The 25,140-nt window shown below is 64.5% G+C and carries 26 protein-coding genes; 5 read left to right on the top strand and 21 right to left on the bottom strand.

Annotated elements, in window-relative coordinates; all coding sequences use genetic code 11:
* Positions 1-3: 3 nt before the first annotated feature.
* From hemW to BMW49_RS17305, 10 genes are all read right to left on the bottom strand, one after another.
* Complete coding sequence (hemW, locus tag BMW49_RS17350; protein ID WP_069518783.1) at positions 4-1,164, bottom strand: radical SAM family heme chaperone HemW; 1,161 nt, start codon at positions 1,162-1,164, stop codon at positions 4-6.
* Positions 1,161-1,757: an RdgB/HAM1 family non-canonical purine NTP pyrophosphatase gene (gene rdgB, locus BMW49_RS17345; protein ID WP_069518781.1), complete on the bottom strand. Its 597-nt coding sequence runs from the start codon at positions 1,755-1,757 to the stop codon at positions 1,161-1,163. Before rdgB ends, hemW begins: the two co-directional genes overlap by 4 nt.
* The gene (locus BMW49_RS17340) at positions 1,754-2,173 is read right to left on the bottom strand and encodes a DUF4426 domain-containing protein (protein ID WP_069518779.1); all 420 of its coding nucleotides are present in this window, start codon (positions 2,171-2,173) and stop codon (positions 1,754-1,756) included. The genes rdgB and BMW49_RS17340 overlap by 4 nt, the downstream gene beginning before the upstream one ends.
* Positions 2,174-2,188: 15 nt before the next feature.
* A complete protein-coding gene (gene metW / locus BMW49_RS17335; protein WP_069518777.1) occupies positions 2,189-2,809 on the bottom strand; it encodes a methionine biosynthesis protein MetW in 621 nt (206 codons plus the stop codon).
* Positions 2,810-2,828: 19 nt separating this feature from the next.
* Entirely contained in the window at positions 2,829-3,968 is a 1,140-nt protein-coding gene (metX, locus tag BMW49_RS17330; protein ID WP_069518776.1) for a homoserine O-succinyltransferase MetX, read from the bottom strand.
* 86 nt (positions 3,969-4,054) lie between these two features.
* Positions 4,055-6,031, bottom strand: a complete 1,977-nt coding sequence (locus tag BMW49_RS17325) for a dynamin-like GTPase family protein (RefSeq protein WP_069518774.1) — start codon at positions 6,029-6,031, stop codon at positions 4,055-4,057.
* Positions 6,032-6,147: 116 nt separating this feature from the next.
* Entirely contained in the window at positions 6,148-6,444 is a 297-nt protein-coding gene (locus BMW49_RS17320; protein WP_069518772.1) for a DUF167 family protein, read from the bottom strand.
* Positions 6,445-6,452: 8 nt separating this feature from the next.
* Positions 6,453-7,043, bottom strand: coding sequence for a YggT family protein (locus BMW49_RS17315; RefSeq protein ID WP_069518770.1), 591 nt, complete (start codon positions 7,041-7,043; stop codon positions 6,453-6,455).
* A gap of 66 nt (positions 7,044-7,109) precedes the next feature.
* Positions 7,110-7,928, bottom strand: a complete 819-nt coding sequence (gene proC / locus BMW49_RS17310; RefSeq protein ID WP_069518768.1) for a pyrroline-5-carboxylate reductase — start codon at positions 7,926-7,928, stop codon at positions 7,110-7,112.
* Between the two features lie 34 nt (positions 7,929-7,962).
* Positions 7,963-8,643 carry a YggS family pyridoxal phosphate-dependent enzyme gene (locus BMW49_RS17305; protein ID WP_069518766.1) on the bottom strand — a complete coding sequence of 227 codons (681 nt, stop codon included), beginning with the start codon at positions 8,641-8,643 and terminating at the stop codon, positions 7,963-7,965.
* Positions 8,644-8,712: 69 nt separating this feature from the next.
* Here BMW49_RS17305 and pilT point away from each other — a divergent pair, with 69 nt between their 5' ends.
* Together pilT and BMW49_RS17295 are read left to right on the top strand one after the other, a co-directional pair.
* Positions 8,713-9,747 carry a type IV pilus twitching motility protein PilT gene (gene pilT, locus BMW49_RS17300; RefSeq protein WP_069518764.1) on the top strand — a complete coding sequence of 345 codons (1,035 nt, stop codon included), beginning with the start codon at positions 8,713-8,715 and terminating at the stop codon, positions 9,745-9,747.
* A gap of 105 nt (positions 9,748-9,852) precedes the next feature.
* Complete coding sequence (locus BMW49_RS17295; protein WP_069518762.1) at positions 9,853-10,998, top strand: PilT/PilU family type 4a pilus ATPase; 1,146 nt, start codon at positions 9,853-9,855, stop codon at positions 10,996-10,998.
* Here BMW49_RS17295 and BMW49_RS17290 read toward each other — a convergent pair.
* Together BMW49_RS17290 and BMW49_RS17285 are read right to left on the bottom strand one after the other, a co-directional pair.
* A complete protein-coding gene (locus BMW49_RS17290) occupies positions 10,964-11,824 on the bottom strand; it encodes a TIGR03915 family putative DNA repair protein (RefSeq protein WP_069518760.1) in 861 nt (286 codons plus the stop codon). The genes BMW49_RS17295 and BMW49_RS17290 overlap by 35 nt on opposite strands.
* Positions 11,824-13,035: a putative DNA modification/repair radical SAM protein gene (locus tag BMW49_RS17285; RefSeq protein WP_069518758.1), complete on the bottom strand. Its 1,212-nt coding sequence runs from the start codon at positions 13,033-13,035 to the stop codon at positions 11,824-11,826. The genes BMW49_RS17290 and BMW49_RS17285 overlap by 1 nt, the downstream gene beginning before the upstream one ends.
* A 143-nt stretch (positions 13,036-13,178) precedes the next feature.
* Between BMW49_RS17285 and BMW49_RS17280 the strand changes: the two genes are divergently transcribed.
* The gene (locus tag BMW49_RS17280; protein WP_069518756.1) at positions 13,179-13,574 is read left to right on the top strand and encodes an NINE protein; all 396 of its coding nucleotides are present in this window, start codon (positions 13,179-13,181) and stop codon (positions 13,572-13,574) included.
* Between the two features lie 170 nt (positions 13,575-13,744).
* Here BMW49_RS17280 and BMW49_RS17275 read toward each other — a convergent pair whose 3' ends face one another.
* From BMW49_RS17275 to yrfG, 9 genes are all read right to left on the bottom strand, one after another.
* Complete coding sequence (locus tag BMW49_RS17275; RefSeq protein WP_069518754.1) at positions 13,745-15,016, bottom strand: dihydroorotase; 1,272 nt, start codon at positions 15,014-15,016, stop codon at positions 13,745-13,747.
* Positions 15,016-16,020 (bottom strand): aspartate carbamoyltransferase catalytic subunit, encoded by a 1,005-nt coding sequence (locus BMW49_RS17270; protein ID WP_069518752.1) that lies wholly within the window; start codon positions 16,018-16,020, stop codon positions 15,016-15,018. Before BMW49_RS17270 ends, BMW49_RS17275 begins: the two co-directional genes overlap by 1 nt.
* 10 nt (positions 16,021-16,030) lie before the next feature.
* Complete coding sequence (gene pyrR / locus BMW49_RS17265) at positions 16,031-16,537, bottom strand: bifunctional pyr operon transcriptional regulator/uracil phosphoribosyltransferase PyrR (RefSeq protein ID WP_069518750.1); 507 nt, start codon at positions 16,535-16,537, stop codon at positions 16,031-16,033.
* Between the two features lie 599 nt (positions 16,538-17,136).
* The gene (locus BMW49_RS17260) at positions 17,137-17,556 is read right to left on the bottom strand and encodes a glycine zipper domain-containing protein (RefSeq protein WP_069518748.1); all 420 of its coding nucleotides are present in this window, start codon (positions 17,554-17,556) and stop codon (positions 17,137-17,139) included.
* Positions 17,557-17,686: 130 nt separating this feature from the next.
* Positions 17,687-18,397, bottom strand: a complete 711-nt coding sequence (locus BMW49_RS17255; protein ID WP_069518746.1) for a TorF family putative porin — start codon at positions 18,395-18,397, stop codon at positions 17,687-17,689.
* A 195-nt stretch (positions 18,398-18,592) separates the two neighbouring features.
* Entirely contained in the window at positions 18,593-20,914 is a 2,322-nt protein-coding gene (locus BMW49_RS17250; protein WP_069518742.1) for an FdhF/YdeP family oxidoreductase, read from the bottom strand.
* Positions 20,911-21,753, bottom strand: a complete 843-nt coding sequence (gene fdhD / locus BMW49_RS17245) for a formate dehydrogenase accessory sulfurtransferase FdhD (protein ID WP_069518740.1) — start codon at positions 21,751-21,753, stop codon at positions 20,911-20,913. The genes BMW49_RS17250 and fdhD overlap by 4 nt, the downstream gene beginning before the upstream one ends.
* Before the next feature lie 93 nt (positions 21,754-21,846).
* Complete coding sequence (locus BMW49_RS17240) at positions 21,847-22,752, bottom strand: LysR family transcriptional regulator (protein ID WP_069518738.1); 906 nt, start codon at positions 22,750-22,752, stop codon at positions 21,847-21,849.
* Positions 22,753-22,798: 46 nt separating this feature from the next.
* On the bottom strand, positions 22,799-23,473 hold the full coding sequence (gene yrfG / locus BMW49_RS17235) for a GMP/IMP nucleotidase (RefSeq protein ID WP_069518735.1): 675 nt from the start codon (positions 23,471-23,473) through the stop codon (positions 22,799-22,801).
* Positions 23,474-23,598: 125 nt separating this feature from the next.
* Here yrfG and nudE point away from each other — a divergent pair, with 125 nt between their 5' ends.
* Positions 23,599-24,165: an ADP compounds hydrolase NudE gene (nudE, locus tag BMW49_RS17230; RefSeq protein ID WP_069518733.1), complete on the top strand. Its 567-nt coding sequence runs from the start codon at positions 23,599-23,601 to the stop codon at positions 24,163-24,165.
* Positions 24,162-24,983 carry a 3'(2'),5'-bisphosphate nucleotidase CysQ gene (cysQ, locus tag BMW49_RS17225; protein WP_069518731.1) on the top strand — a complete coding sequence of 274 codons (822 nt, stop codon included), beginning with the start codon at positions 24,162-24,164 and terminating at the stop codon, positions 24,981-24,983. Before nudE ends, cysQ begins: the two co-directional genes overlap by 4 nt.
* The last annotated feature ends 157 nt before the right edge of the window (positions 24,984-25,140 follow it).

The following is a 25,140-nucleotide window of genomic DNA, read 5'->3' as shown; positions in this document are numbered from 1 at the left end:
AGCTCAGGGTAGAAAATGCTGCAGCAGGTCGTTGAGAAACAGCTGGCCTTCGGGCGTCGCGCATAGCCGTGCGGGGTCGCTGTGCAGCAGGCCGCGTGCTTCGGCGCTGCGCCGCGCGCTATCCAGGCTGGCCAGGGGCAGGCCGGTGCGGGCGCTGAACAGCTCGGCAGGCACGCCATCGCTCAGGCGCAGGGTGTTCATCAGAAACTCGAACGGCAGCTCGTCGGGCGTGAGGATGCGCTCGCCGGCGCTGAAGCGTTTGGCCGGGTCGAGGTAGTCCTTGGGCAGGCGGGTTTTCCAGTTGCGGGCGATCTGCCCGTTGGGCTGGCTGAGCTTGCCGTGGGCGCCGGCGCCGATGCCGATAAAGTCGCCGAAGGTCCAGTAATTGAGGTTGTGCCGCGCCGCCTTGCCGGGCTGGGCATAGGCGGACACTTCGTACTGTGCGTAGCCTTGGGCTGCGAGCAGGGCCTGGCCAGCTTCCTGGATGTCCCAGAGGATGTCGTCTTCCGGCACCGTCGGCGGCTGGTTCCAGAACACCGTGTTCGGCTCCATGGTCAGCTGGTACCAGGACAGGTGGGTCGGCGCTTGGGCGATGGCGATGCGCAGGTCGCTCAGGGCATCGTCCAGGGTTTGCTCGGGCAGGCCATGCATCAGGTCCAGGTTAAAGTTGTCGAAGCCGGCGGCGCGGGCCATGTCGGCGGCGCGGATGGCTTCATCGCCATCGTGGATGCGGCCGAGGGCCTTGAGTTTTTCGGCCTGGAAGCTTTGTACGCCAATCGACAGGCGATTGATGCCGAGCTGACGATAGGCGCGAAACTTGGCCTGCTCGAACGTGCCGGGGTTGGCTTCCAGGGTGATTTCGATGTCGACGGCAAAGGCGATGCGCCGCTCCACGCCGTCGAGCAAACGACCCAGGGCCACGGCGGAAAACAGGCTGGGTGTGCCGCCGCCGAAGAAGATCGAGGTCAGGGGGCGGCCATGCACCTGGGCCAGTTCGCCGTCCAGGTCGGCCAGCAGGGCGTCGACGTACTCCTGTTCAGGCAGCGTCGGGCCGGCGGCGTGGGAGTTGAAGTCGCAGTACGGGCACTTCTTCACACACCAGGGGATATGGATGTAGAGCGCCAGAGGCGGCAGCGCGAAGCTGCCGCCGACTGTCAGGGTCATGCCAGGCCCAGCCGTTGCTTGAGCAGGGCCATGGCGCGGGCGCGGTGGCTGATCTGGTTTTTCTCGGATGCGGGTAGTTCAGCGCTGGAGCAGTCGCGCTCCGGGACCCAGAACAGCGGGTCGTAGCCAAAGCCCTCGACGCCTTGCGCCGCATACAGGATGCGTCCGTGCCAGAGACCTTCGCAGATGATCGGCAGCGGGTCGTCGGCATGCCGCACCAGGGCCAGGCAGCAGACGAACTGCGCGCCGCGTTCGGCGTCCGGCACATCCTTCAGCGCATCGAGTAACTTGACGTTATTCGCTGCGTCACCCTGGCCATCGGCGTAGCGCGCCGAGTAGATGCCGGGTGCACCACCGAGAAAATCCACCGCCAGGCCGGAGTCGTCGGCCAGCGCCGGCAGGCCGGAGAGGCGGGCGGCATTACGCGCCTTGAGAATGGCGTTTTCGATAAACGACAGGCCGGTTTCTTCCGGCTCGACGGTGGAGAACTCGCCGACTGAGCGCACGCGAACGCTGTTGCCGAGCATGGCTTGCAGCTCTTTGAGTTTGCCGGCGTTGTGGCTGGCCAGCACCAGTTCGTTGAAGGGCATCATTCGTCGGGGAAAAATTCCTGGTTGAAGTCGAGGCTGTTGGCAACGCCATCAGCGGCCTGTACGCGAATGCTGAAGCGCAGCACTTCGCGGCTTTCAAAGGGGAACTGGGCCAGGTAGTAGATCGCCGGGCCTTCGCTGACCTGGCGGAAGCTCAGTGGGTAGCTGCGCCCCAGCAGGTTCTTCACCTCGCCACTGACGACGGCGGTCACCGGGGTGCCGGCCTTGAGCACGGAGATGTTCACCACACCCTGGGTCTTGCTGCGCACCAACTGGTTGGCGGCGGCGATCTCCGGCTGCAGGAAGCTGGAGTTGAAGGCGATGTAGTGCACATCCAGGTCGCCGAAACGCTGTTTGCGTTCGGCGGCTGCCGGCAGACTCAGGCACAGGGCGATCAGTAACAGGGCGATACGGCGCATGGGAAGCTCCTCGACTCAGGTGGCGATCTGCGCGTCAGCCACGCCGGGGCGGCTGACGCGATAGATACCGATTTCACCTAACAGATTAGGCAGTATCCGGCTGGCGAAACTATGACGGTGCGCGCGGTCCACGGCCAGACGATTGAGTACCTGAGCGCCCTGCGCGTGGCAGAGGTTCTCGAAGTCCTCGAAGGTGCAGAAGTGGATGTTCGGCGTGTTGTACCAGGTGTACGGGAGAAAGTCCGAGACCGGCATGCGGCCCTTGCTCGCCAGGTACCAGCGGCAGCGCCAGTGGGCGAAGTTGGGGAAGGTGATAATGCAGGTCTTGCCGACCCGGAGCATTTCCGCCAGCACCTTGTCGGGAAAATGCAGGGCTTGCAGCGACTGGGTCATGACCACGACATCGAAGCTGTCGCTGGCGAAGTTGCCCAGGCCCTTGTCCAGGTCCTGCTCGATGACGTTGACGCCCTTGCTGACGCAGGCGGCGATGTTCTCGGCGTCGATTTCCAGGCCGTAGCCGAACACCTGTTTGTGTTCGTGCAGCCAGGCCAGTAGCTCGCCATTGCCGCAGCCGAGGTCGAGCACGCGGCTGCCGGCGGGGATCCAGTCTTGGATGATGTCCAGGTCGGCTCTCATGGGCGTAAGGTCATCCGCTTCATAGGGCAATTCGGTTCATATAGCTGCTGAAGGCCTGCAGGTAGCGCGGGATCGGCATGAGGAAAGCGTCGTGGCCCTGGGGCGCGTCGATCTCCAGGTAGCAGACATTCTTGCGCGCGGCGGTCAGGGCATCGACGATCTCCCGCGAGCGCGCCGGCGAGAAGCGCCAGTCGGTGGTGAAGGACATCACGCAGAAATCCGCCTGGGCCACGGCCAGGGTCTTGGCCAGGTCGCCGTCATGGGCGGCGGCCGGGTCGAAGTAATCCAGCGCCTTGGTCATCAGCAGGTAAGTGTTGGCGTCGAAACGTCCGGAGAACTCCTCGCCCTGGTAACGCAGGTAGCTTTCGACCTGGAACTCGACACTGTGGAAGTCGTAGTTGAGCTTTTCGCTCTTCAGGCCCCGGCCGAATTTCTCGCCCATGGAGTCATCCGACAGGTAGGTGATATGCCCGACCATGCGCGCCAGCATCAGCCCGCGCTTGGGGATCACGCCCTGGTCGAGGAAGTCGCCACCGTGGAATTCCGGGTCGGTGAGAATGGCCTGGCGCGCCACTTCGTTGAAGGCGATGTTTTGCGCCGAGAGCTTGGGCGCCGAGGCAATCGCCAGGCAGTGGCGCACGCGCTCGGGGTAGCTGATGGTCCATTGCAGGGCCTGCATGCCACCCAGGCTGCCGCCGACCACCGCGGCCCATTGGCCGATGCCCAGGGCGTCGGCCAGGCGCGCCTGGCTGTGTACCCAGTCTTCCACGGTCATTACCGGGAAGTCCGCGCCAAAAGGCTTGCCGGTGGCCGGGTTGAGGCTGGCCGGGCCGGTGGAGCCGTTGCAGCCGCCGAGGTTGTTCAGGCTGACGACAAAAAAGCGGTTGGTATCCAGTGGCTTGCCGGGGCCGATGCAACTGTCCCACCAGCCCGGCTTGCGCTCGTCGACGCTGTGGTAGCCGGCGGCGTGGTGATGGCCGGACAGGGCATGGCAGATCAGCACGGCATTGCTGCCGGCGGCATTCAGTTGGCCATAGGTTTCATAGGTCAGTTGGTAGTCAGCCAGGCTGCGCCCACAGGCCAGGGCCAGGGGTTCAGCGAAATGCAGCACCTGGGGCGTGACCAGGCCAACGGAGTCTGGTGCAAAGACAGTCGGCATCGACCCTGCTCATCAAAAGGAAGGAGTAAACGAAGTGCAGCAGTCTAAAGAGCACGGCTGCACCCGGCAAGCAGGGCCGGTCAGGCTCAGGCGCTGTGGGGGCGTCCGGCGCCCAGCAGGCTGACCACCTTGCCCTGGCGCTGAATCGGCGCCGGGCGGCGCAGTACGCGCAACATGTCGTTGGCCTGGGCCAGTTGCTGTTGCAGGTCGTCGCGGTAGTGCGCCAGTTGGGTGCTGCGCTGGCGGGTTTGCTGGGTTTCCTGGGCCAGGGCCTTGAGCCTGAGCATGTGGGTTTCCAGCAGTTGTTTGTGTTCGAGAGTGTGCTGCATCAGCGGCATCAGGGCATCGTTGGCCCAGTGTTCGGCATCCTGGCGCAGGCGCTGGTGCAGACCGATCACTTCCTGCACCAGGGTTGAGAAGAAGCGCCGGGTGAGGCTGCGCTGTTCGGTCAGCAGGGTTTTCAGGTGCAGGCGGAACTGATCGGCCTTGGCCTGCTGCTGGCGCAGTTCGCGGTGGTAGCGTTGCAGGTCGAACTGCGGCGCGTCGACGCCGTGCAGCGGGTTCTCCTCGTTGTGCCGGCGATAGATGGCCGCGACCATGCGGTTGGCCATCTCGGCCTCTTGTTCGAGGGCGTGCAGGTCGTGCTCCACGTTGCGGAAGAACTGCAGGATCGCCTGGTTGATGCCCAGGGTCGTCCAGCTACCGGTAAGACCACGACGCACCTGTTGCAGATGTTCTTCCAGGCGTTGCGGGCGTACGGCGGCACGCAGAAGGTCGCCCTGGCGTTTGAGCAGGCGCTGGTTGGTCTTCAAACCCAGCAGGCGACGGTGGTGTTTGCTGTGATCGTCCTTGGTCCGCGCGGTCAGTTCAAACAGCATCTGACCGTTGTCGTGCTGGTGATGCTGGAGCAGGACTTGCTGCTCGCTGACCTTGTCCAGGCGCAGGCTCAGTACATGCTGGCTGTTCTGCAGCAGGCGCAGCACCTGCATTACCACGCGGTCTTCGATCAGCCGCTCCTTTTGCGTGACGATGCGCTCGCAGAGCAGGGTTTCCAGGCGGGCCATCTGGCTGCGTGCGAGCAGTGCATCGTCCTGGCGGACCTTGGCCAGCAGGGCCTGTTTGGCCGACAGCGGCAGCACGGCGTCGGGCGCGATGCCCAGCTGACGTGCGGTGGTCGCCTGGATGCGGGTGATGGCCTGTTGCACGGCGGCTTCACCAGCGAGATCGTCCCAGAGCACGTCGATCTTGTTGAGCACGGCGAACAGGCTGCTCTGGGTGTCTTCGTCGAGCTGGCGGATGTGCTGTTGCCAGACCTCCATATCGCTGGCGGTGACGCCCGTGTCAGCCGCCAGCAGAAAGACAATGGCCTGGGCGTTGGGCAGCATCGACAGGGTCAGTTCCGGTTCGCTGCCCAGGGCGTTCAGTCCTGGGGTATCGAGGATACGCAGACCCTGGCGCAGTAACGGATGGTCGAGGCTGACCATGGCATGGCGCCAGGCTGGCACCAGCACCTGGCCGGGTTTGCCGGTGCTTTCCAGCATGTCGGGGTGAAAGCCCAGTTGAATGGCTTGCTCCACCGGCATCTGCTTGGTCTTGGCGACCTGGGCGAAGGCCTGGACCATGTTGTCCGGGTCGCTGAGGTCCAGCGGGATGTTCACCCAATGCCGTGGAATACGCTTGAACTGCGCGACGCTCGCCGACGCGGCGCGGGTCTCGATGGGTAGCAGGCGGATATAGGCGTGTTCCGAGCGCGGGTCGAAGAACAGCTCGGTGGGGCACATGGTGGTGCGCCCGGCCTGGGAGGGCAGCATGCGCTGGCCGAACTCGGAAAAGAACAGGCTGTTGATCAGCTCGGTCTTGCCGCGGGAAAACTCACCGACGAAGGCCAGGGTGATGTGATCGGTGCGCAGCAGTTTGACGGCTCGCTCAAGCTTGGCTTCGACGGCGTCGGAGCTTAAGCGGTTGTGCGCCAGCCAACTGCGGTAGCGGGTGATCTCGCGCATCAGCTCGCGCTTCCACCCGACATAGGCGTCGACCTGCTGACTCAGGCGTTCCATGCTCATGCGGCTACCTCAGGTTGGTATCCATCGGGCGCGGTTTGGCGCTGGACTGTCAGGCATTATGCGGGGTGCCACGGGCGCGTCAATCCACCCCTGTGTTCGACCAGCCTTGCGGTCGCTCAATGGCCCTGAGCGGTTATCCCCAGTTCGGCTGGCAGCTGGCGTGGCTGGTGGATACGCACACGCTTCTGTCGGCTCTGCTGGCCGGCCTCAAGACTCACCTGGCTTTTGCTCACGCCAAAGGCGGCGGCGAGAAATACCAGTAGCTGCGCGTTGGCGCGCCCTTCCAGCGGCGGTGCGCTGAGGCGGATCTTCAGGCGGTCACCGTGCAACCCGGCGAAAGCGTCCGTGCTGGCCTTGGGTTGCAGGTGGCAGGCGAGCAGCAGGTCCTCGCCGTCCCAGCGGTAAAAGCTCACAGCGCCTGTCAGACCGCCAGGCTCAAGCCACTGAGCATGCCAGTGCTGATCGCCAGGTTGCGGATTACCAGCATGTCGATCAGGTTGAGGATCAAAAACGCGACTATGGGCGACAGGTCCAGGCCGCCCATGCTCGGCAGCAGGCGGCGGATCGGTGCCAGCAGCGGCTCGCAGATCTGGTTGACCAGCTCGACCGCCGGGTTGTGGCTGCCCTGGGCGACCCAGGAGAGGATCACGCTGATGATCAGGGCAAAGAAGAACACTTTCAGGAACAGCGCGGTCACGCCAATGATCGACCACACCAGCAGTTGCAACGGGTCACCCAGGCCATAGCCCATCAGCATCAGGGTCAGGGCCATCAGCACCAGTTGCACCAGGATCGCCAGGACCAGGGACGCCAGGTCGAGGCCGGCGATACTGGGGATGATCTTGCGCAGCGGGCGCAGCAGCGGATGGGTGGCGCGCACGATGAACTGGCTCATCGGGTTGTAAAAGTCCGCGCGTACCAGCTGCAGGATAAAGCGCAGCAGCACGATCAGCAGGTACAGGCTGCCGATGGTTTGCAGGATGTATACCGCGGCGGTGTTCAGGCCAATCATGTTTAACTCCTTGGATTGCGGCGTGCAGGGCCGGCGGCGCGTTGGGCGGCCGGCGGTTGCGGTGATTCAGCGGCCGAGTTGTTCGGCCAGTTCTGCCGAGCGCTGCGCGGCGGCGTTGAGGGCGTCTTCGACCAACTGCTCGAAGCCACCTGCCTGGAAGGTGCGGATCGCTGCTTCGGTGGTGCCGGCCGGCGAGGTGACCCGGCGGCGCAGCTCGCTGGCTTCGACATCGCTGGCCACGGCCATGCGCGCGGCGCCCAAGGCGGTGTGCAGGGTCAGTTGCGCGGCGGTGGCGCGCGGTAGCCCGAGTTTTTCGCCCGCGGCGGTCATCGCCTCGATCAGCAGGAAGAAATACGCCGGGCCACTGCCGGACACCGCGGTCACGGCGTCGATCAACTGCTCCTCATCCAGCCACAGCGCCAGGCCGACGGCGCCGAGCAATTGTTCGGCATGTTCGCGCTGCGTGGCGTTGACCCGTGCGCTGGCGTACAGGCCACTGACGCCCTGGCGCAGCAACGCCGGGGTGTTGGGCATGCAGCGTACCAGCGGTACGGCGCCCAGCCACTGCTCCAGGCTGGCGCAGGTGATGCCGGCGGCGATGGAGATCACCAGTTGCTGGGGCTCGAGGTGCGGCGCCAGGGCCAGGCAGACGTCTTTCATCACCTGGGGCTTGACCGACAGCACCACCACATCGGCGCCGCGGATGGCTTCGGCGTTGTCGGCGAAGGTTTGGATACCGTGCTCGGCGCTGATGCGTGCGCGCTGTTCGTCACCACGGTCGCTGGCGCGGATGGCCGAAGCCGCGACGCCCTGGGCGAGCAGGCCGCCGATCAGGCTGGCGGCCATATTGCCGGCACCGACGAAGGCGATACGGGGAGCAGTCATACAAAGGCTTCCTTAATAGAGTGGGAACTGGGCATCAGGGCTGTGACCGCGCGCCGAACAGGGCAGTGCCGATGCGCACCCAGGTGGCGCCTTCGGCAATGGCGGCTTCCAGGTCGTGGCTCATGCCCATCGACAGGGTGTCGAGCGGCAGGCCGAGGCTGGCTTGCAGCTGGCGCAGGTGGGCGAAGGCGGCGCGTTGCTCGGCCGGGTCATCGGTTGGCTCGGGAATGCACATCAAGCCGCGCAGGTGCAGCCTCGGCAGCTGCGCCACGGCCGCGGCCAGGGCGGGTAGCTCGTCGGGGTTGCAGCCGGACTTGCTGGCCTCGCCGCTGACATTGACCTGCAGGCAGATGTTCAGTGCAGGCAAGTGCGGCGGGCGTTGGTCGGAGAGGCGCTGGGCCACCTTGAGACGGTCCACCGAATGCACCCAGTCGAAGTGCTCGGCGATCGGCCGGGTCTTGTTCGACTGGATCGGCCCTATGAAGTGCCAGGTCAGCACCAGATCGCTCAGGGCGACCTGTTTGTCCAGCGCTTCCTGCAGGTAGTTCTCGCCGAAATCCCTGACTCCGGCCGCATGGGCCTCGCGCAGGGCCTCGGCAGGTTTGGTCTTGCTCACGGCCAGCAAGCCGACAGGCTCAAGCCCGCGCCCCGAGGCATGCGCTGCCTCACGGATCCGTGCACCGACCTTTGCAATATTCTCTGCTATCGTGGACATTACTCGCGCCTGGCCCGGTCGTTTTACGTTCGCGGCATTCTACCTGCTTGCTTGCCATTAGGGAGTCCCATGGATATCACCGAGCTGCTTGCCTTCAGCGCCAAGCAAGGCGCGTCGGACCTGCACCTCTCGGCGGGCCTGCCGCCGATGATCCGGGTCGACGGCGATGTACGGCGGATCAACCTGCCTGCCCTGGACCATAAACAGGTGCACGCGCTGATCTACGACATCATGAACGACAAGCAGCGCAAGGACTTCGAGGAGTTCCTGGAGACCGACTTCTCGTTCGAAGTGCCCGGTGTCGCGCGCTTCCGGGTCAACGCTTTCAACCAGAACCGCGGCTCCGGCGCGGTGTTCCGGACCATTCCGTCGAAGGTCCTGACCATGGAAGACCTCGGCATGGGCGAGGTGTTTCGCAAGATTACCGACGTACCGCGCGGGCTGGTGCTGGTCACCGGGCCGACCGGTTCGGGCAAGTCGACCACCCTGGCGGCGATGCTCGACTACCTCAACAGCACTAAGTACCACCATATCCTGACCATCGAAGACCCCATCGAATTCGTCCACGAGTCGAAGAAGTGCCTGGTCAACCAACGTGAAGTGCACCGCGACACCCTGGGCTTCTCCGAAGCCTTGCGCTCGGCCCTGCGCGAAGACCCGGACATCATTCTGGTGGGTGAGATGCGCGACCTGGAAACCATCCGCCTGGCGCTGACCGCCGCGGAAACCGGCCACCTGGTATTCGGCACGCTGCACACCACTAGCGCGGCCAAGACCATCGACCGGGTTGTCGACGTGTTCCCGGCCGAAGAAAAATCCATGGTTCGCTCCATGCTTTCCGAGTCCCTGCAGTCGGTGATTTCCCAGACCCTGCTGAAGAAGATCGGTGGTGGCCGGGTGGCCGCCCACGAAATCATGATTGGCACCCCGGCGATCCGTAACCTGATCCGCGAAGACAAGGTGGCGCAGATGTACTCGGCCATCCAGACCGGCGGCTCGCTGGGTATGCAGACCCTCGATTCCTGCCTCAAGGGGCTGGTGGCCAAGGGGGTGGTCAGCCGTGAGGCGGCGCGGGAAAAATCCAAGAATCCGGAAAATTTCTAAGCGTTTCCGGCCGCCGCAAGGCGTGCCGGGTAGCGGGCTGCTGGCGAAACACGCGCCCCAGCGGCATTCGATGCACGGCGCGTGGTGGCGATGGCGAGATAACCCATGGAATTCGAAAAACTGCTGCGCCTGATGGTCGAAAAGGGCGGCTCGGACCTGTTCATCACTGCGGGTGTGCCGCCGTCGATGAAGGTCAACGGCAAGATCATGCCCGTGACCAAAACCGCGCTGTCGCCCGAACAGACCCGGGAGACCGTGCACGGGGTTATGAACGAGCAGCAGCGCCGTGACTTCGCTGAGAACCACGAATGCAACTTCGCCATCAGCGCTCGGGGTATCGGCCGGTTTCGCGTCAGCGCCTTTTACCAGCGCAACCTGGCCGGCATGGTGCTGCGCCGCATCGAAACCAATATCCCCACCCTGGATGAGCTGAAACTGCCGGAAATCCTCAAGAAGCTGGCCCTGACCAAGCGCGGCCTGGTGCTCTTCGTCGGCGCCACCGGCACCGGCAAGTCCACTTCCCTGGCGGCGATGATCGGCTACCGCAACAAGAACAGCAGCGGCCACATCATCTCCATCGAAGACCCGATCGAATACATTCACCAGCACCAGAGCTGCATCGTCACTCAGCGCGAAGTGGGCATCGACACCGAGTCCTTCGAGGTGGCGCTGAAGAACACCCTGCGCCAAGCGCCGGACGTGATCCTGATTGGTGAGGTGCGCACCCGCGAAACCATGGACCACGCCGTGGCCTTCGCCGAAACCGGCCACCTGTGCCTGGCGACTTTGCACGCCAACAACGCCAACCAGGCGTTGGACCGGATCATCAACTTCTTCCCGGCGGATCGGCAGAATCAGGTGTGGATGGACCTGTCACTCAACCTCAAGGCCATCGTCGCTCAGCAACTGATCCCGACCCCGGACGGTAAGGGCCGCCGGGCGGTGATCGAGGTGCTGATCAATACCCCATTGGCCGCCGACCTGATCCGCAAGGGTGATGTGCACGAGCTCAAGAACTTGATGAAACGTTCCACCGAGCAGGGCATGCAGACCTTCGACCAGGCCCTGTACGCCCTCTACAGCCAGGGCGAGATCACCTACGAAGACGCCCTGCTGTATGCCGACTCGGCCAACGACCTGCGCCTGATGATCAAGCTGGGTTCGGAAGCCGACGGCGACCACCTGACCACTATGTCCCAGGGGTTGTCTCTGGAAGTCAGTCAGGACGATCCGGGTCGGCGTTTCCGCTGACACCGGCGCGGATACGTTTGCCGGCCTGGCGCGCCACCGCGGCCGCCTGGCCATCGCGCTGCGCCCCAGCGCGTGCCTGGCTCATCAGCTGCGGGATCAGCGGCCCTTCCGGCAGGTGCCGCCAGAAACGCACCGGCAAGTTGCTCTCCAACACGCTGCGATTCAGCCGCGCCGGGTTGAAGGTGCTGCCGTAGTAGGCCAGCCACAGCGCCTGCCCCTCATCCACTGGCTGTTCAGCCAGGGCCCGCCAGGCAGGCGGGCAAGGGCGCTGCTCCTGTAACTGCTGTCCATCCCAGAATACCGCGCCGTCGGGTGTGGCGATCAGCCAGCGGTGGCGGCCCATACGCTCGGCAAAATGCAGCGAGGCGCTGGCCAGGATGTCATGGGCCGGCTCGAACCAGGCAACGAACTCGGCGCCGCACGCCTCGCTCTGGCACGGCCGAAAGCGCAGAAAGGCATGCAGGTGATGGGCTTCGCGGCGCACCGCCTTGAGCCGTTTGTGCAGTTCGCTACCGTCGATATCCCCGGCCAGTCTTGCCGCCACGTCCCCCTTGGCCACGCGCCAGAGGATGCGGTAGAGCAAGCTCCAGCGGTCGGCTACACGAAAGCGCGCCGCCGCCTCCAGCTCGTCGAGCAATTGCCGGGGGATGCGCACCCGTGCACTGGCGGCGGTAGCCGGCACGCTGGCCTGGGCTGCGTCAAACAGGCCAGGTGCTTCGTTGCCACTGCGCCAAGTAATCGCGTGCGGCGCAATGCCCTCGTGCAACAAGCGTCGAGCGGCCTGGCGCCAGCCGGCGAAGCTGCCATCGAACTCGACCAGGTGCATCACCACAGCGCCATCTGCTGCGGCGTTTCGCTCAGCTGCTGGCGCAGTAGCAGGGATTCGCGGGTGGCGAGTTGCGGGCGATAGTCGTGGGTGACGATAAAGGGTTTGGCTTTTTCCAGGGCGCAGCGCAGGCGCGTGAGGTCTTCATAGCGAATGCGTTTTTGCCGGCGCAGGCTGACCAGGCGCTGGGCGCTGAGCACGCCAATGCCCGGCACGCGGGCGATCATCGCCGGTTCGGCGCGGTTGAGGTCGACCGGAAAGTGCTCGCGGTTGTTCAGTGCCCAGGCCAGTTTCGGGTCGATATCCAGCGCCAGGTTGCCGGGGCCGCTGAGCAGCTCGCCGGCCGCGAAGCCGTAACCGCGCATGAGGAAATCCGCCTGGTACAAACGGTGTTCACGCAACAGTGGTGGGGCCTCGAAGGGCACGGTGTTGGGGCTGTGGGGGATCGGGCTGAACGCCGAGTAATAGACCCGCCGTAGGCGGTAATCGCCGTACAGGGACTGAGCGGTGTGCAGGATGGTGCTGTCATCGGTGGCGTCGGCACCGACGATCATCTGCGTGCTCTGCCCGGCCGGGGCAAAGCGCGGCGAGCCTTTTTCCTCGCGGGCCTGGTGCTCGCCCTGGTGGATTGAGTGCATCGCCTGCTTGATCGTCACGACCTGTTTTTCCGGCGCCAGGCGTATCAGGCTGGCTTCGGTGGGCAACTCGATATTGACGCTCAGGCGGTCGGCATAGCGGCCGGCCTCCTCGATCAGCAGCGGGTCGGCGTCGGGAATGGTTTTGAGGTGGATATAACCGCGAAAGCCGTGCTCCTCACGCAGCAGCTTGGCCACGCGGTTGAGCTGCTCCATGGTGTAGTCGGCCGAACGAATGATGCCGGAGCTGAGAAACAGCCCGCTGATGCAGTTGCGCCGGTAGAAATCCAGGGTCAGGGTGACCACTTCTTCGGGGGTGAAGCGCGCCCGTGGTACATCGCTGGAGCGGCGGTTGACGCAATACTGGCAGTCGTACAGGCAGAAGTTGGTCAGCAGGATCTTCAGCAGGGCGACGCAACGGCCGTCCGGGGTAAAGCTGTGGCAGATGCCCATGCCATTGGTGGCACCCAGGCCGTCCTTGCCCTTGGAGCTGCGTTTGGGCGCGCCGCTGCTGGCGCAGGACACGTCGTACTTGGCGGCGTCGGCGAGGACGGTAAGTTTGTCGATCAACTGCATGGCGAATGACCTGCCTGATACTGTTTGTCCATACAGTATCGAGTAGAGTGCGCTAACCGGCAAGCCCAGGGTTGGCCGCCATAGCCAGTGAGGAAACCTTCGCGTAGCCTGCGGCGTCAGATCGGTCCCTACAGGAGAGGCATATGCAACAGGACACCCACAGCAAGGTCATTGGCTATTTACTCTGGATCTTCGGCTTTCTCGGCGCACACCGCTTTTATTACGGCAAGCCGGTGACCGGGACCATCTGGTTCTTCACCCTCGGGCTGTTTTTTATCGGCTGGATCATCGACCTGTTTTTGATTCCGGCGATGGACCGCGAAGCCGACCTGCGTTTCACCGCAGGCGCCACCGATTACAACGTCGCCTGGATTCTGTTGACCTTCCTCGGCGTGTTCGGTGTGCACCGCATGTACCAGGGCAAGTGGATCACCGGGGTCATTTACCTGTTTACCGGCGGGCTGTTTCTGGTCGGCGTGCTCTACGACTTCTGGACGCTGAATACCCAGGTGTCGATCAAGAACGCGCAAGCGCGGTAATCAATGCGGCGATGTTCGTGAGTGTGTCCCGGGTGTCGCTGCGCTCGACCCAGGCTACCGGCCGGTGTCTTCACATTTCTGTGGGAGGGGCTTTAGCCGCGACAGCGCGGCCGAAGCGGCGCGCCGCCCGGCCCTTCCCAAAGAGGTAATGCACCTGTATGCGTTAGCCGTCACGCCTGATAGCTGATATGTCCATCGACCAGGGTGTAGCGAACCGCTGCCGGCAGGCAATGGCCGAGAAACGGGCAGTTGGCACCCTTGGAGAACCAGGTGTCGCCGGCCAGGGTTGAGGCGCTGGAGTCGAACAGCACCAGGTCCGCCGGCGCACCCACGGCCAGGCGCCCGGCCGGCAGGCGCAGGGCGTTGGCCGGGCCACTGCTCAGGCGGGCGAGCAGGGTCGGTAGGTCAAACAGGCCGTCCTCGACCAGGCTCATGGCCAGCGGCAGGAGCAATTGTACGCTGCTGATGCCCGGCTCGGTCGCGCCGAACGGCGCCAGCTTGGCGTCGCGCTCGTGGGGCTGGTGGTGGCTGGCGATGGCCGAGATGACCCCGCTTTTCACCGCTTCGCGCAGGCCGTCACGGTCGGCGCGTGAGCGCAGTGGCGGTTGCACGTGATAGAGGCTGGAGAAGTCGATCAGCGCCTCGTCGGTGAGAATCAACTGATACAGCGCCACATCGGCGGTCACTGGCAGGCCGCGGGCCTGGGCATCGGCGATCAGCTCGGCACCGCGGGCACTGGTCAGCTGGCTGAAGTGGGCGCGCACGCCGCTTTGTTCGACCAGCAGCAGGTCGCGGGCCAGGGCCACGGTTTCAGCAGTTTCCGGAATGCCCGGCAGGCCGAGGAAGCTGGCGGTGGCGCCTTCGTGGGCCAGGCCGCCTTCGGCGAGGTCATGGTCCTGGGAGTGGAAGATCACCTGCAGGTCGAAGGTGGCCGCGTACTCCAGTGCGCGGCGCAGGGTACGGCTGTTGCGAAAGCTCTCCAGGCCATTGCCGAATGCCACGCAACCGGCGTCGCGCAAGGCCACCAGTTCGGCGAGCTGTTCGCCATCTAGGCCTTTGCTCAGGGCGCCGATGGGAAACACCTTGGTGTGCCCGGCTTCGCGGGCGCGGTCGAGGATCAGCTCGGCCACTGCCGAGGTGTCCAGCACTGGTTTGGTGAACGGCGGGCAGCACAGGCTGGTCACCCCGCCTGCGGCAGCGGCCAGGGTTTCGCTGGCGATGCTGCCTTTGCGGCTGTAGCCCGGTTCGCGCAGGGCGACGCTGAGGTCTACCAGGCCGGGGGCGGCGATCAGGCCGTGGGCGTCGAGTGTGGTTTCAGCGCTGAAACCGGCGGGCGCGTTGCCGATGGCCAGCAGTTTGCCGCCTTCGATATACAGGTCGGTGACTTGATCCAGGCCGCTGCTCGGGTCGATGACCCGGGCGCCGATGATTGCCGTACGCATCAGTTGGCCTCCTCGGCGTTGAGTTGACGCTGCGCGGTCTGCCCGCTCATGGCCATGGACAGCACCGCCATGCGCACGGCGATGCCATAGGTAACCTGGTTGAGAATCACCGACTGCGGCCCATCGGCCACCGCCGATTCGATCTCCACACCACGGTTGATCGGCCCCGGGTGCATCACCAGGGCATCGGGTTTGGCCAGTTTGAGGCGCTGTTCGGTGAGGCCGAACAAGCGGTAGAACTCGCCTTCGCTGGGCAGCAGGCCGCCGTTCATGCGCTCGCGCTGCAGGCGCAGCATGATCACCACGTCGACATCTTTGAGGCCTTGGGCCAGGTCGTGGTAGACGCTCACGCCGTATTGTTCGATGCCGACCGGCAGCAGGGTCTTGGGTGCGATCACGCGGATATCCGGGCAGCCCAAGGTCTTCAGCGCCAGCATGTTCGAGCGCGCCACCCGCGAATGCAGGATGTCGCCGACGATGGCCACCGAGAGATTCTCGAAGCTGCCCTTGTGCCGGCGGATGGTCAGCATGTCGAGCATGCCCTGGGTCGGGTGCGCATGACGGCCGTCGCCACCGTTGATGATCGCCAGGTTCGGGCAGACATGCTCGGCGATAAAGTGCGCGGCACCGGAGTCGGCGTGGCGCACGACGAAAATGTCGGCGGCCATGGCTTCCAGATTGCGCAGGGTGTCGAACAGCGTCTCGCCCTTGCTGGTGGAGCTGGTCGAGACGTTGAGGGTGATCACGTCCGCTGACAGGCGCTGGGCCGCCAGCTCGAAGGTGGTGCGGGTGCGCGTGGAGTTCTCGAAGAACACGTTGCATACGGTCTTGCCGCGCAGCAACGGGACTTTTTTCACCGCACGGGCGCCGACTTCGAGGAAGGAGTCGGCAGTGTCGAGAATCTCGGTCAGCAGCTCACGGGGCAGCCCGTCGAGGGAGAGGAAATGGCGCAGCTGGCCTTGGTCATTGAGCTGCAGCGGGCGCTTGGCGGCAATCGGGGTCATTGCGGGCTTCTCAGTGGGCGAGCGTCTGGAGGTCGAGGGTCAGCGGCGTGGGGCCGGTCAATTTTACCCGCTGATTGGCGGCCAGCGACAGGGTGGAGCCGACAACGTCGGGGCGGATCGGCAGCTCGCGGGCATTCAGGTCGAGCAGGCTGACCAGGGTCACGCTGGCCGGGCGGCCGTAGTCGAATAGCTCGTTGAGCGCGGCGCGGATGGTGCGCCCGCTCATCAGCACATCATCGATCAGTACCAGGTGCTGGCCTTCGATCTCGAACGGCAGCTCGGACGGTTGCACCTGGGGGTGCAGGCCGTTCTGGGTGAAATCGTCGCGGTAGAAGGACACGTCGAGAATGCCCAGCGCATCGTCACGGCCAAGGGCGTCGAGCAGCGCCTGGGCGACCCACACGCCGCCGGTGCGGATGCCGATAAAGCGTGGTTCGCTGATCTGCCGCTGCGCCAGGTGCGCCTCCAGGGCGGTGGCCATCTCGGGCAGCAGGTCGGCGGGGTTGGGTAGGTTCATGGCGACACTCCGGATGCAGGTGATGGTGCGCGGCAACGCGGGCCTGATTCAGTAGGGCTAAGTAGTAGGGTTGGTTTTAGAGGCTGTTGAGATTCATCGAGAATTAATGACCGTGGCGGCAAGGCTCATCATGACGTGAAAGCTCGTATCCGTCTTGTCGCTACGCAGGGCGATAGGCTTGAATTAAGTTATCCAAGTCATCCGTCAGCGCCAGAATTTTACTCGTCATTGCGCCCCTAGACATACCTGTGTCTGGATCGCATGGCTTGCCCAGGCAGCAGGGCTGCATCTTTGCCCATTGGGCATCTGTGATCACATATCTGATTATTTCAGAATTTCATCACAGCCCTGACAGATAGAAAAGTCGAATCGTCGCGACACCATCAAATGTCGGTCAATGTCAGGTCGTGTGGCAGGGGCCGGGCGGCGCTGCGCTTTAGCCGCGATGTTTTCAGCGCTTCAAGGATTATCGCGGATAAAGGCTAGGTGCCCCCTGCGCTCCCACACAAGCCTGATCGGTCTGGCAACAGCTAATTCATCGGCAATGAAAAACACCGCGAATGCCTGGGGCATCGCGGTGTTTTTCTTCACGCGGGCTTCTAGTGCCGGCGATGCTTGTGCTTATGTTTGTGCTTCTTGCCGGGGTGGCCGCTGCGTTTGCCGTCGCTGCCACCGGCGTATTCATTGGCCAGTGCGCCACCGGCGGCACCGCCCAGGCCGGCGCCGATGGTTGAGCCGGTACTACCACCCAACTGGCCGCCGAGCACCGAGCCGCCGGCTGCACCCAGGCCACCGCCGAGTGCGGCTTCGGTCTTGTTGCGGTCACTGGCGGTGATCACTCCGCCAGCGGCACCGCCCAGGCCAGCTCCGATGGCAGCGCCGGTGCTGCCGCCCACCTGTTGGCCAACGATATTTCCCAGCACACCGCCCAGACCGCTGCCGACCGCGACTTTGCCACTGTCGGCGAAGGCGAATGGGCTAAGGGCCGTCAGGGCCAGCGCAGAAAGAAATGTACGCATACTGCAAACCTCGAAAAAGTCCGGTGCGGACGGGTATTGGCGGTGCCCTCCCGTTGCCGGGCAGGCTACCGACGTAACCTTAGAGCCTGATTTTTCGAGAAATTCCGCACGCTAAGGGTTTTTATCGCGTTTAGAAGACGCGGCTGGCCTCGAAGCTGAGTTCGCCTTCACAGCGGCTGTTCTGCCCGCTGTAGGCAGTACAGGCCTCTTCGTCGAGGCTGGAGTCGGAATACGAGAGGTTGAGGTCGATACCCAGCCAGGGCCGCGACAGGCTCAGGCTCCAGTCGTTGAACAGACGCACCTGGCTTCCGTCATCCAGCGTCGTCGGGCTGTCGAGCAGGTGGTTGGCATAACGCAGGCGTACGGCCAGCCCCAGCGGGGTAAGCCGGCCGAAGTCGGCGAGCAGGGTGGCGTCGCGGCGGCTGGGTTCGTCGCTGAAGGCCAGACCAAGGTGCCGTTCACCCAGGGTCAGACCGGCGTACAGGTCCTGGCTGTCAAGGTGACTGTAGCCCGGATGGCTGTAGCGCATGGTGCCAAGTTCGACCCCAAGCTGTTCGCTCAAGGTGCTGCGGTAGCCCAGGTAGTGATTCAGTTCGGTACGTTTACCCGGCAGCACGCCAATGCTCGGTGACCATTGGCCCAGGTACCAGCCGCTGGGGTGGCTGAGGTCGAAACCGCCGTGCAGGCTGCTGCTGTGCTGGGGCTGCACCAACCCTTGCGCCATGCTGCGGCTGGGCGACGTGCCGAGGTTCAGTTGGTAAGGCCCAAGCTCGCGCTGCAGGGTGCTCGCCTCGACGGCGAAGGACAGCAGGCTGAGCAGGGCCAGGGGTGCAAGGCGCATGAGAAATCCAGTGGGTCGGCGCAGCCAGTCAGGCTGCGGCGAACGGTTTCGGGGTTCTGATGAGGCGATGCAGCCGATGGCTGATCAGGCGCGAGGGTAGCGCTGGGCTATGCAGGCAATGGGACATTAAACGACGAGCGGGCCTTGCCAGGCCTGGCTCTTGGGCCGGCGCCCAAGGACGCCGGTCCAAGCCATTTAGGCGATGCGTTGATCGTCCTGCGCGGCATGCACGCGGATGGCGATGAACTTGGAGGTGGGCGTGAAGCTGCGCGCGCCGTAGCTCTCCAGGGGTACCAGGGGGTTCGCTTCGGGGTAGTACGCCGCTGCCTGGCCCGCCGGAATATCGAACGCCAGCAGGGTGAAGCCGTAGACCTTGCGTTCCACTCCGTCATTCCACAGCGAGGTCAGGTCGACCTTCTGCCCCGGCTTGAAGCCCAGGCGGATGATGTCTGCCTCGTTGGCGAACAGCACCTGGCGTTGGCCGCGCACGCCGCGGTAGCGGTCGTCCAGGCCGTAGATGGTGGTGTTGTACTGGTCGTGGGAGCGCAGGGTCTGCAGGATCAGGTCCGGGGTCTGGCCGCTTTCGCGTACCTGGGGCGGTAACAGGTCGCCGAGCAGGGCATTGGCCTTGAAGCCGGCCTTGCCCGTGGCGGTCTTCCAGGTCCGCGCGCCCGCCGAGTTGCCCAGGTAGAACCCGCCCGGATGCTGCACACGCTGATTGAAGTCAGCGAAGCCGGGGATGGTGTCGGCGATCAGTTCGCGAATCTTGCTGTAATCGGCGATCAGCGCGTCCCAGTCCACCGGGTGGTTGCCCAGGGTGGCCTTGGCGATACCGGCAACGATGGCCGGTTCCGAGCGCATCTGCGCCGAAATCGGTTCGAGTTGACCAAAAGAGGCGTGGATCATGCTGAACGAATCTTCCACTGTCACCGCCTGTGGGCCGGTGGCCTGGTGGTCGATGTCGGTGCGGCCCAGGCACGGCAGGATCAGCGCGTCGGTGCCGGTGGTCAGGTGGCTGCGGTTGAGCTTGGTGCTGATCTGCACGGTCAGCGCGCAGCTCTGCAGGGCCTGGTGGGTACGCGGGCTGTCCGGCGTGGCTTGAGCGAAGTTGCCGCCCAGGCCGATAAACACCTTGGCCTCGCCGCGCACCATGGCGTTGATCGCCTCAATGGTGTTGTGGCCGTTGGCACGCGGCACGGCAAAGCTGAAGCGCTTTTCCATGGCATCGAGGAAGGCCACCGGCGGGCGATCATTGATGCCCATGGTGCGGTCGCCCTGCACGTTGCTGTGGCCGCGTACCGGGCACAGGCCCGCGCCCGGACGGCCGAGGTTGCCGCGCAGCAGTTGCAGATTGACGATTTCCTGAATGGTCGCCACCGAATGGTGGTGCTGGGTGATGCCCATGGCCCAGCAGATGATGACTTTTTCGGCACGCCGGTACATGCGCGCGGACTGTTCAATTTCAGTCAGGCTCAGGCCGGACTGGGCCACCAGGCTGTCCCAGCTGCTGGCGTCGAGCAGCGCCAGGTAGTCGTCCAGTCCGTCGGTGTGCTCGGCGATAAAGGCGTGGTCGAACACCGCCGGCTCGCCCTTGGCCTGGGCCTCGCGCTCCCACTGCAGGAGGAATTTGGCGATGCCGCGCAGGGCTGCCATGTCGCCACCCAGGGCAGGACGGAAGAACGCCGTGTTGAGCGGTTCGGAGCCGTTGGTGAGCATTTCCAGGGCGTGCTGCGGGTGCTGGAAGCGCTCCAGGCCGCGCTCTTTCAGCGGGTTGAAGCAGACCACCTGAGCGCCGCGTTTGACCGCTTCGCGCAGCGGTTCGAGCATGCGCGGGTGGTTGGTGCCGGGGTTCTGGCCAAGCACGAAGATCGCATCGGCGTGCTCGAAATCGTCGAAGGTCACGCTGCCCTTGCCGATGCCCACGCTTTGGCCGAGGGCAACGCCGCTGGCCTCGTGGCACATGTTCGAGCAGTCGGGGAAGTTGTTGGTGCCATAGGCACGCACGAACAACTGGTAGAGAAATGCGGCTTCGTTGCTGGCTCGGCCCGAGGTGTAGAACTCGGCCTGGTTAGGGCTTTCGAGACCCTTGAGGTGCTCGGCGATCAGGCTGAATGCGGCGTCCCAGCTGATTGGCAGGTAACGGTCGCTGGCGCTGTCGTAACGCATCGGCTCGGTCAGGCGGCCCTGGTATTCGAGCCAGTAGTCGCTCTGCTCGCGCAGTTGGCTGACGCTGTAGCGGGCGAAGAAGGCGGCATCCACGCGGCGCTTGGTGGCTTCCCAGTTGACCGCCTTGGCGCCGTTCTCGCAGAACTTGATGTGGCCGTCTTCCGGTGAGTCGCCCCAGGCACAACCTGGGCAGTCGAAGCCGCCATTCTGGTTGGTCTTGAGCAGCGCGCGCAGGTTCTTGAACGGCTGCTTACTGTCCAGCCAGAAATGCGCGACGCTGCGCAGCGCGCCCCAGCCGGCTGCGGCGCCACGGTAGGGTTTGTAGCGAGGGTTGACGGGTTGCAGGCTCATGGTCGTTGCTCTCTGGCAGGCGGCGCCGGGCTGTAGACCCGGGGGGCGCTGTGATGGGGCAGGTGGATCAGGTTGAGGTGATGCTGGCGCGCCCACTGTACGGTCAGGGCGGTGGGCGCGGACAGGCTGACCAGGGTGCCGATACGGGCACGCACGGCCTTGTGAATCAGTTCCAGGCTGCAGCGGCTGGTGACCACGGCAAAACCGGCAGACGCATGGCCGCTGCGCAGCAGCGCGCCGATCAGTTTGTCGAGGGCGTTATGCCGGCCGATGTCTTCGCGGCACAGCTCGATGGCGCCGTCGGCGTCGACGAACAGCGCCGCGTGCAGGGCACCGCTCTGGCGCGCCAGGCGCTGGGCTTCGTTGATGCGTTCGCGCAGGCCCTGCAGGTGCACGGCCGGTGGCAGCGGCGTCGGAGTCAGCGGCGTGAGGGTGGGCAGTGCCTGGTCCAGCGCCTCTACACCGCACAGGCCGCAACCGCTGGTGCCGGCCAGTTGCCGGCGCTGCTGCTTGAGTGCCCAGAACGCGCGGTTGCTGATCTGCACCTCGGCGCTGATGGCGGCACCAGCGCGGTGAATGACGATGTCATAAATCTCGTCGATGGACTGCACCAGGTCGCTGCTCAGGCTGAAGCCGGTGACAAAATCCTCAAGCGCGGAGGGCGAGACCATCATCACGGCATGGCTGATGCCGTTGTAGCTGATCGCCAGCGCACACTCTTCGGCCAGCACCGCTTCGGCAATGTCCGCCGGCTCATCCAGCTCGCGATAGGCGTAGCCGCTCACAGGCGGCGTTGGCAAGACCGCATCGACCGGGCTGAGGTGGGTGGCGCGTGGCATGGACGGTGTTCCCTGCGACGTATTGACTCATCAGATTAGGCGCCTGACGGGGGCGCGTCTAATCACTGTTGCCAATGTAGTCATCGATGCGCTCTATCGGCTGAGTTGCGCAGGGCTACTCAGCAGCAGGCTGGCCGCCTCGCTAAAGCAGGCTTCGGCCAGCGCTGAGCGTGGCGCACTACGGCGCATGATCAGGCCTAGAGGGGCGAGGGTGTGGGCGTCTTCGATCGGCGTCAGCGCCAGGTGCTCGGTAAAGTCCGCCAGGCCGCTGTTCAGCGGCATGATCGCGCAGCACAGGCCGGCGCTGGCGGCCTGCAGCAACTGGTGCACGGCATCGGTTTCCAGGCGCGGGCTGGGGGTCAGGCCGCGGGAGCGAAAGCTGTGGTCGATGGACTGGCGAAAGTGCATGCCGGCCGACAGCAGCCCCAGGGGCAGGTCGATCAGGCTTTCCCAGCGCAGTGCCGGGCTGGTGAACTGGAAGTGGCGGCGGTCATAGAGTAGGCCCATGCGCGTTTCGGCCAGCTCCAGGCTGTCGAAATGCTCGCGATCCAGTCGGTCGAGGTAGGACAGGCCGAGGTCCAGCTGATTGCGCGCGAGACGTTCGAGTACCTGCTCGCTGCTCAGGGCGAACAGTTGGAAACGCAGGTTCGGGTGTTGTTCGGCGAACAGCTGGACCAGGCGCATGGGGTCGAAGCCGGCCAGCGGCACCACGCCCAGGCGCAGGGTGCCGACCAGTTGCCCACGGCAGGCGGCGGCCTCGGCGTAGAGCCCATCATGGGCGGCCATCAGGCTGCGTGCCCAGGCCAGGATGCGCTCACCCTCTTCGCTGAACCCCTCGAAACGTTGACCGCGGCGTACCAGCTCCAGGCCCAGTTCTTCTTCGAGGTTGCGCAGGCGCATCGACAGGGTCGGCTGGGTGATATGGCAGCGCGCGGCCGCCTGGCCGAAGTGGCGGGTTTCGTCGAGGGCGATAAGGAACTTGAGCTGCTTGATGTCCATGATCACCTGTCGATAAAGAGGCGCGAGATGCGGCGGTGGGAAAGGCTCAGGGTGCGGGTGACAGGCCGTCGAGCAGGGCGCGGTAATCCTCTACCGCGGCGAACTCTTCGGTGTCCTTGGCACCTGCACGGCTATCCGGCTCACGCACGGCGAGCAGGTGGCCGACGCCGAAGTCGCGGGCGCTGCGCAGGATCGGCAGGCTGTCGTCGATAAACAGGCTGCGCGCCGGATCGAACGCCAGGTCTTGCTGCAGGGCATGCCAGAACTGCTGGTTTTCCTTGGGGTAGCCGTAGTCGTGGGAGCTGATCATGCGCTCGAAATAGGGCGCCAGTTCGATGCGCTCCAGTTTCAGCGACAGCGAATCGCGGTGCGCGTTGGTGATCATCACCACGCGCTTGCCGGCATCGCGCACGGCGGCGAGGAAGGTGTCGGCGTCGGGGCGCAGGGCGATCAGCTCGGCGACTTCGCGCTTGAGTTCGCGGATCGGCAGCGATAGCTCGCGGCTCCAGAAATCGGTGCAATACCAGGTCAATTGGCCGGCGTGCTCGCGAAACAGCGGCTGCAGTTCCGCCTCGGCCAGGGCCAGGCTGACGCCATGGTGCTCGGCATAACGACGGGGTAAATGATGCAGCCAGAAATGGTTGTCGAAATGCAGGTCGAGCAGGGTGCCGTCCATGTCCAGCAGGACGGTATCGATGGCATTCCAGGGTAGCAGCGGCATGGCGGACTCTTGAGCGGGTGCGAGATTTGTCACGATTGCGGGCCTTATATCGCACAATATCCTACGCAAATAATAGGACTAGCCGCGCTATGATAACCCGCTAAGTCTTGCCCGGGAGTCGCCCCATGCGTCAGAAGCCCACCGTGTTGGCCCGTGAGATCGTCGCCAGTAGCCGCCTGTTTTGTGTCGAGGAGCTGCAACTGCGCTTCAGCAATGGCGTGGAACGCACCTATGAACGCCTGGTTGGCCGTGGTGCCGGTTACGGTGCGGTGATGATCGTGGCGATGCGCGACGCTCAGCATGCGCTGCTGGTCGAGGAATACTGCGGCGGCACCGATGATTACCAGCTGTCGCTGCCCAAGGGCCTGATCGAGCCGGGGGAGGACGTGCTGCAGGCGGCCAACCGCGAGCTCAAGGAAGAAGCCGGCTTTGGCGCGCGGCAGCTGGAACACCTGGGCGAGTTGAGTTTGTCGCCGGGCTATATGAGCCAGAAAATCCAGGTGGTGTTGGCGCGTGACCTCTATGAGGAGCGGTTGCCGGGGGATGAACCCGAGCCGATGCGCGTCGACCAGGTCAACCTGAGCGAACTTTCGACCCTGATCCAACACCCGCTGTTCAGCGAAGGCCGCGCCCTGGCGGCGCTCTACCTGGCACGTGACCTGCTCACCGAACGCGGGGAGTTTCGCCCATGATGCATCCCTTGCTGCCGGCCGTGATCGGCCTGGTGCAACAGGCCGGTGAGGCGATTTTGCCGCACTGGCGAGCGGATGTGCATGTGCATGAAAAGGCCGATGCCTCGCCGGTTACGGCGGCGGATATGGCGGCCCATCACCTGCTCAATGACGGGTTGTTGGCCCTCGATGGACAGATTTCGGTGCTCTCCGAAGAGGCCGCCGATATCGCCCTGGCCGCTCGCGCCGGTTGGCAGCGTTGGTGGCTGGTCGATCCGCTGGACGGTACCAAGGAATTTATCGCTGGTAGCGAGGAGTTCACCGTCAACGTGGCGTTGATCGAGCGCGGGCGTGTGGTGTTTGGGGTGGTCGGTATACCGGCCACGGGCAGCTGTTACTACGGCGGTGCCGGGCTGGGTGCCGAGCGCCTGGATGCGGATCAGTCGGTGCGGCCGATCCAGGTGCGCGGTGCGCCTACCGAGGCGTTTACCGTGGTCGCCAGTCGGCGCCACAGCAGCCCGGCGCAGGAGCGTCTGCTGGCCGGCATGGCCGAGCGGTTTGGCGAGCTCGACTGCGTCAGCGTGGGCAGCTCCTTGAAGTTCTGCCAACTGGCTGAGGGCTTGGCCGACTGTTACCCGCGCCTGGCACCTACCTCGCAATGGGACACGGCGGCGGCCCAGGGCGTGCTCGAAGGGGCTGGCGGGGAAGTGCTGAACCTGGACGGCAGTACGCTGACCTATGAGGCCCGCGAGTCGTTGCTCAACCCCTCATTCCTGGCGTTACCCGGCACCGCCGCCTGGCGCGACGCGCTGATCGAGCTGGCGCGTGAGTTGGGTTGAGCACTAGTGTCGCAACACAGGTCATCTGTCGCTCTCTGTAGGAGCGAAGGGGGCGCCTAGCCTTTATTCGCGATAATCCTCGAAAGCGCTGAAATCGTCGCGGCTAAAGCCCCTCCCACAGTCTGTAGGGTGCGCTGTGTGCACCAGTCGTGCGCGC

The sequence above is a fragment of the Pseudomonas cuatrocienegasensis genome, from assembly GCF_900110925.1.
Classification (GTDB): domain Bacteria; phylum Pseudomonadota; class Gammaproteobacteria; order Pseudomonadales; family Pseudomonadaceae; genus Aquipseudomonas; species Aquipseudomonas cuatrocienegasensis.
This window is presented reverse-complemented; position numbering and strand designations above follow the sequence as displayed.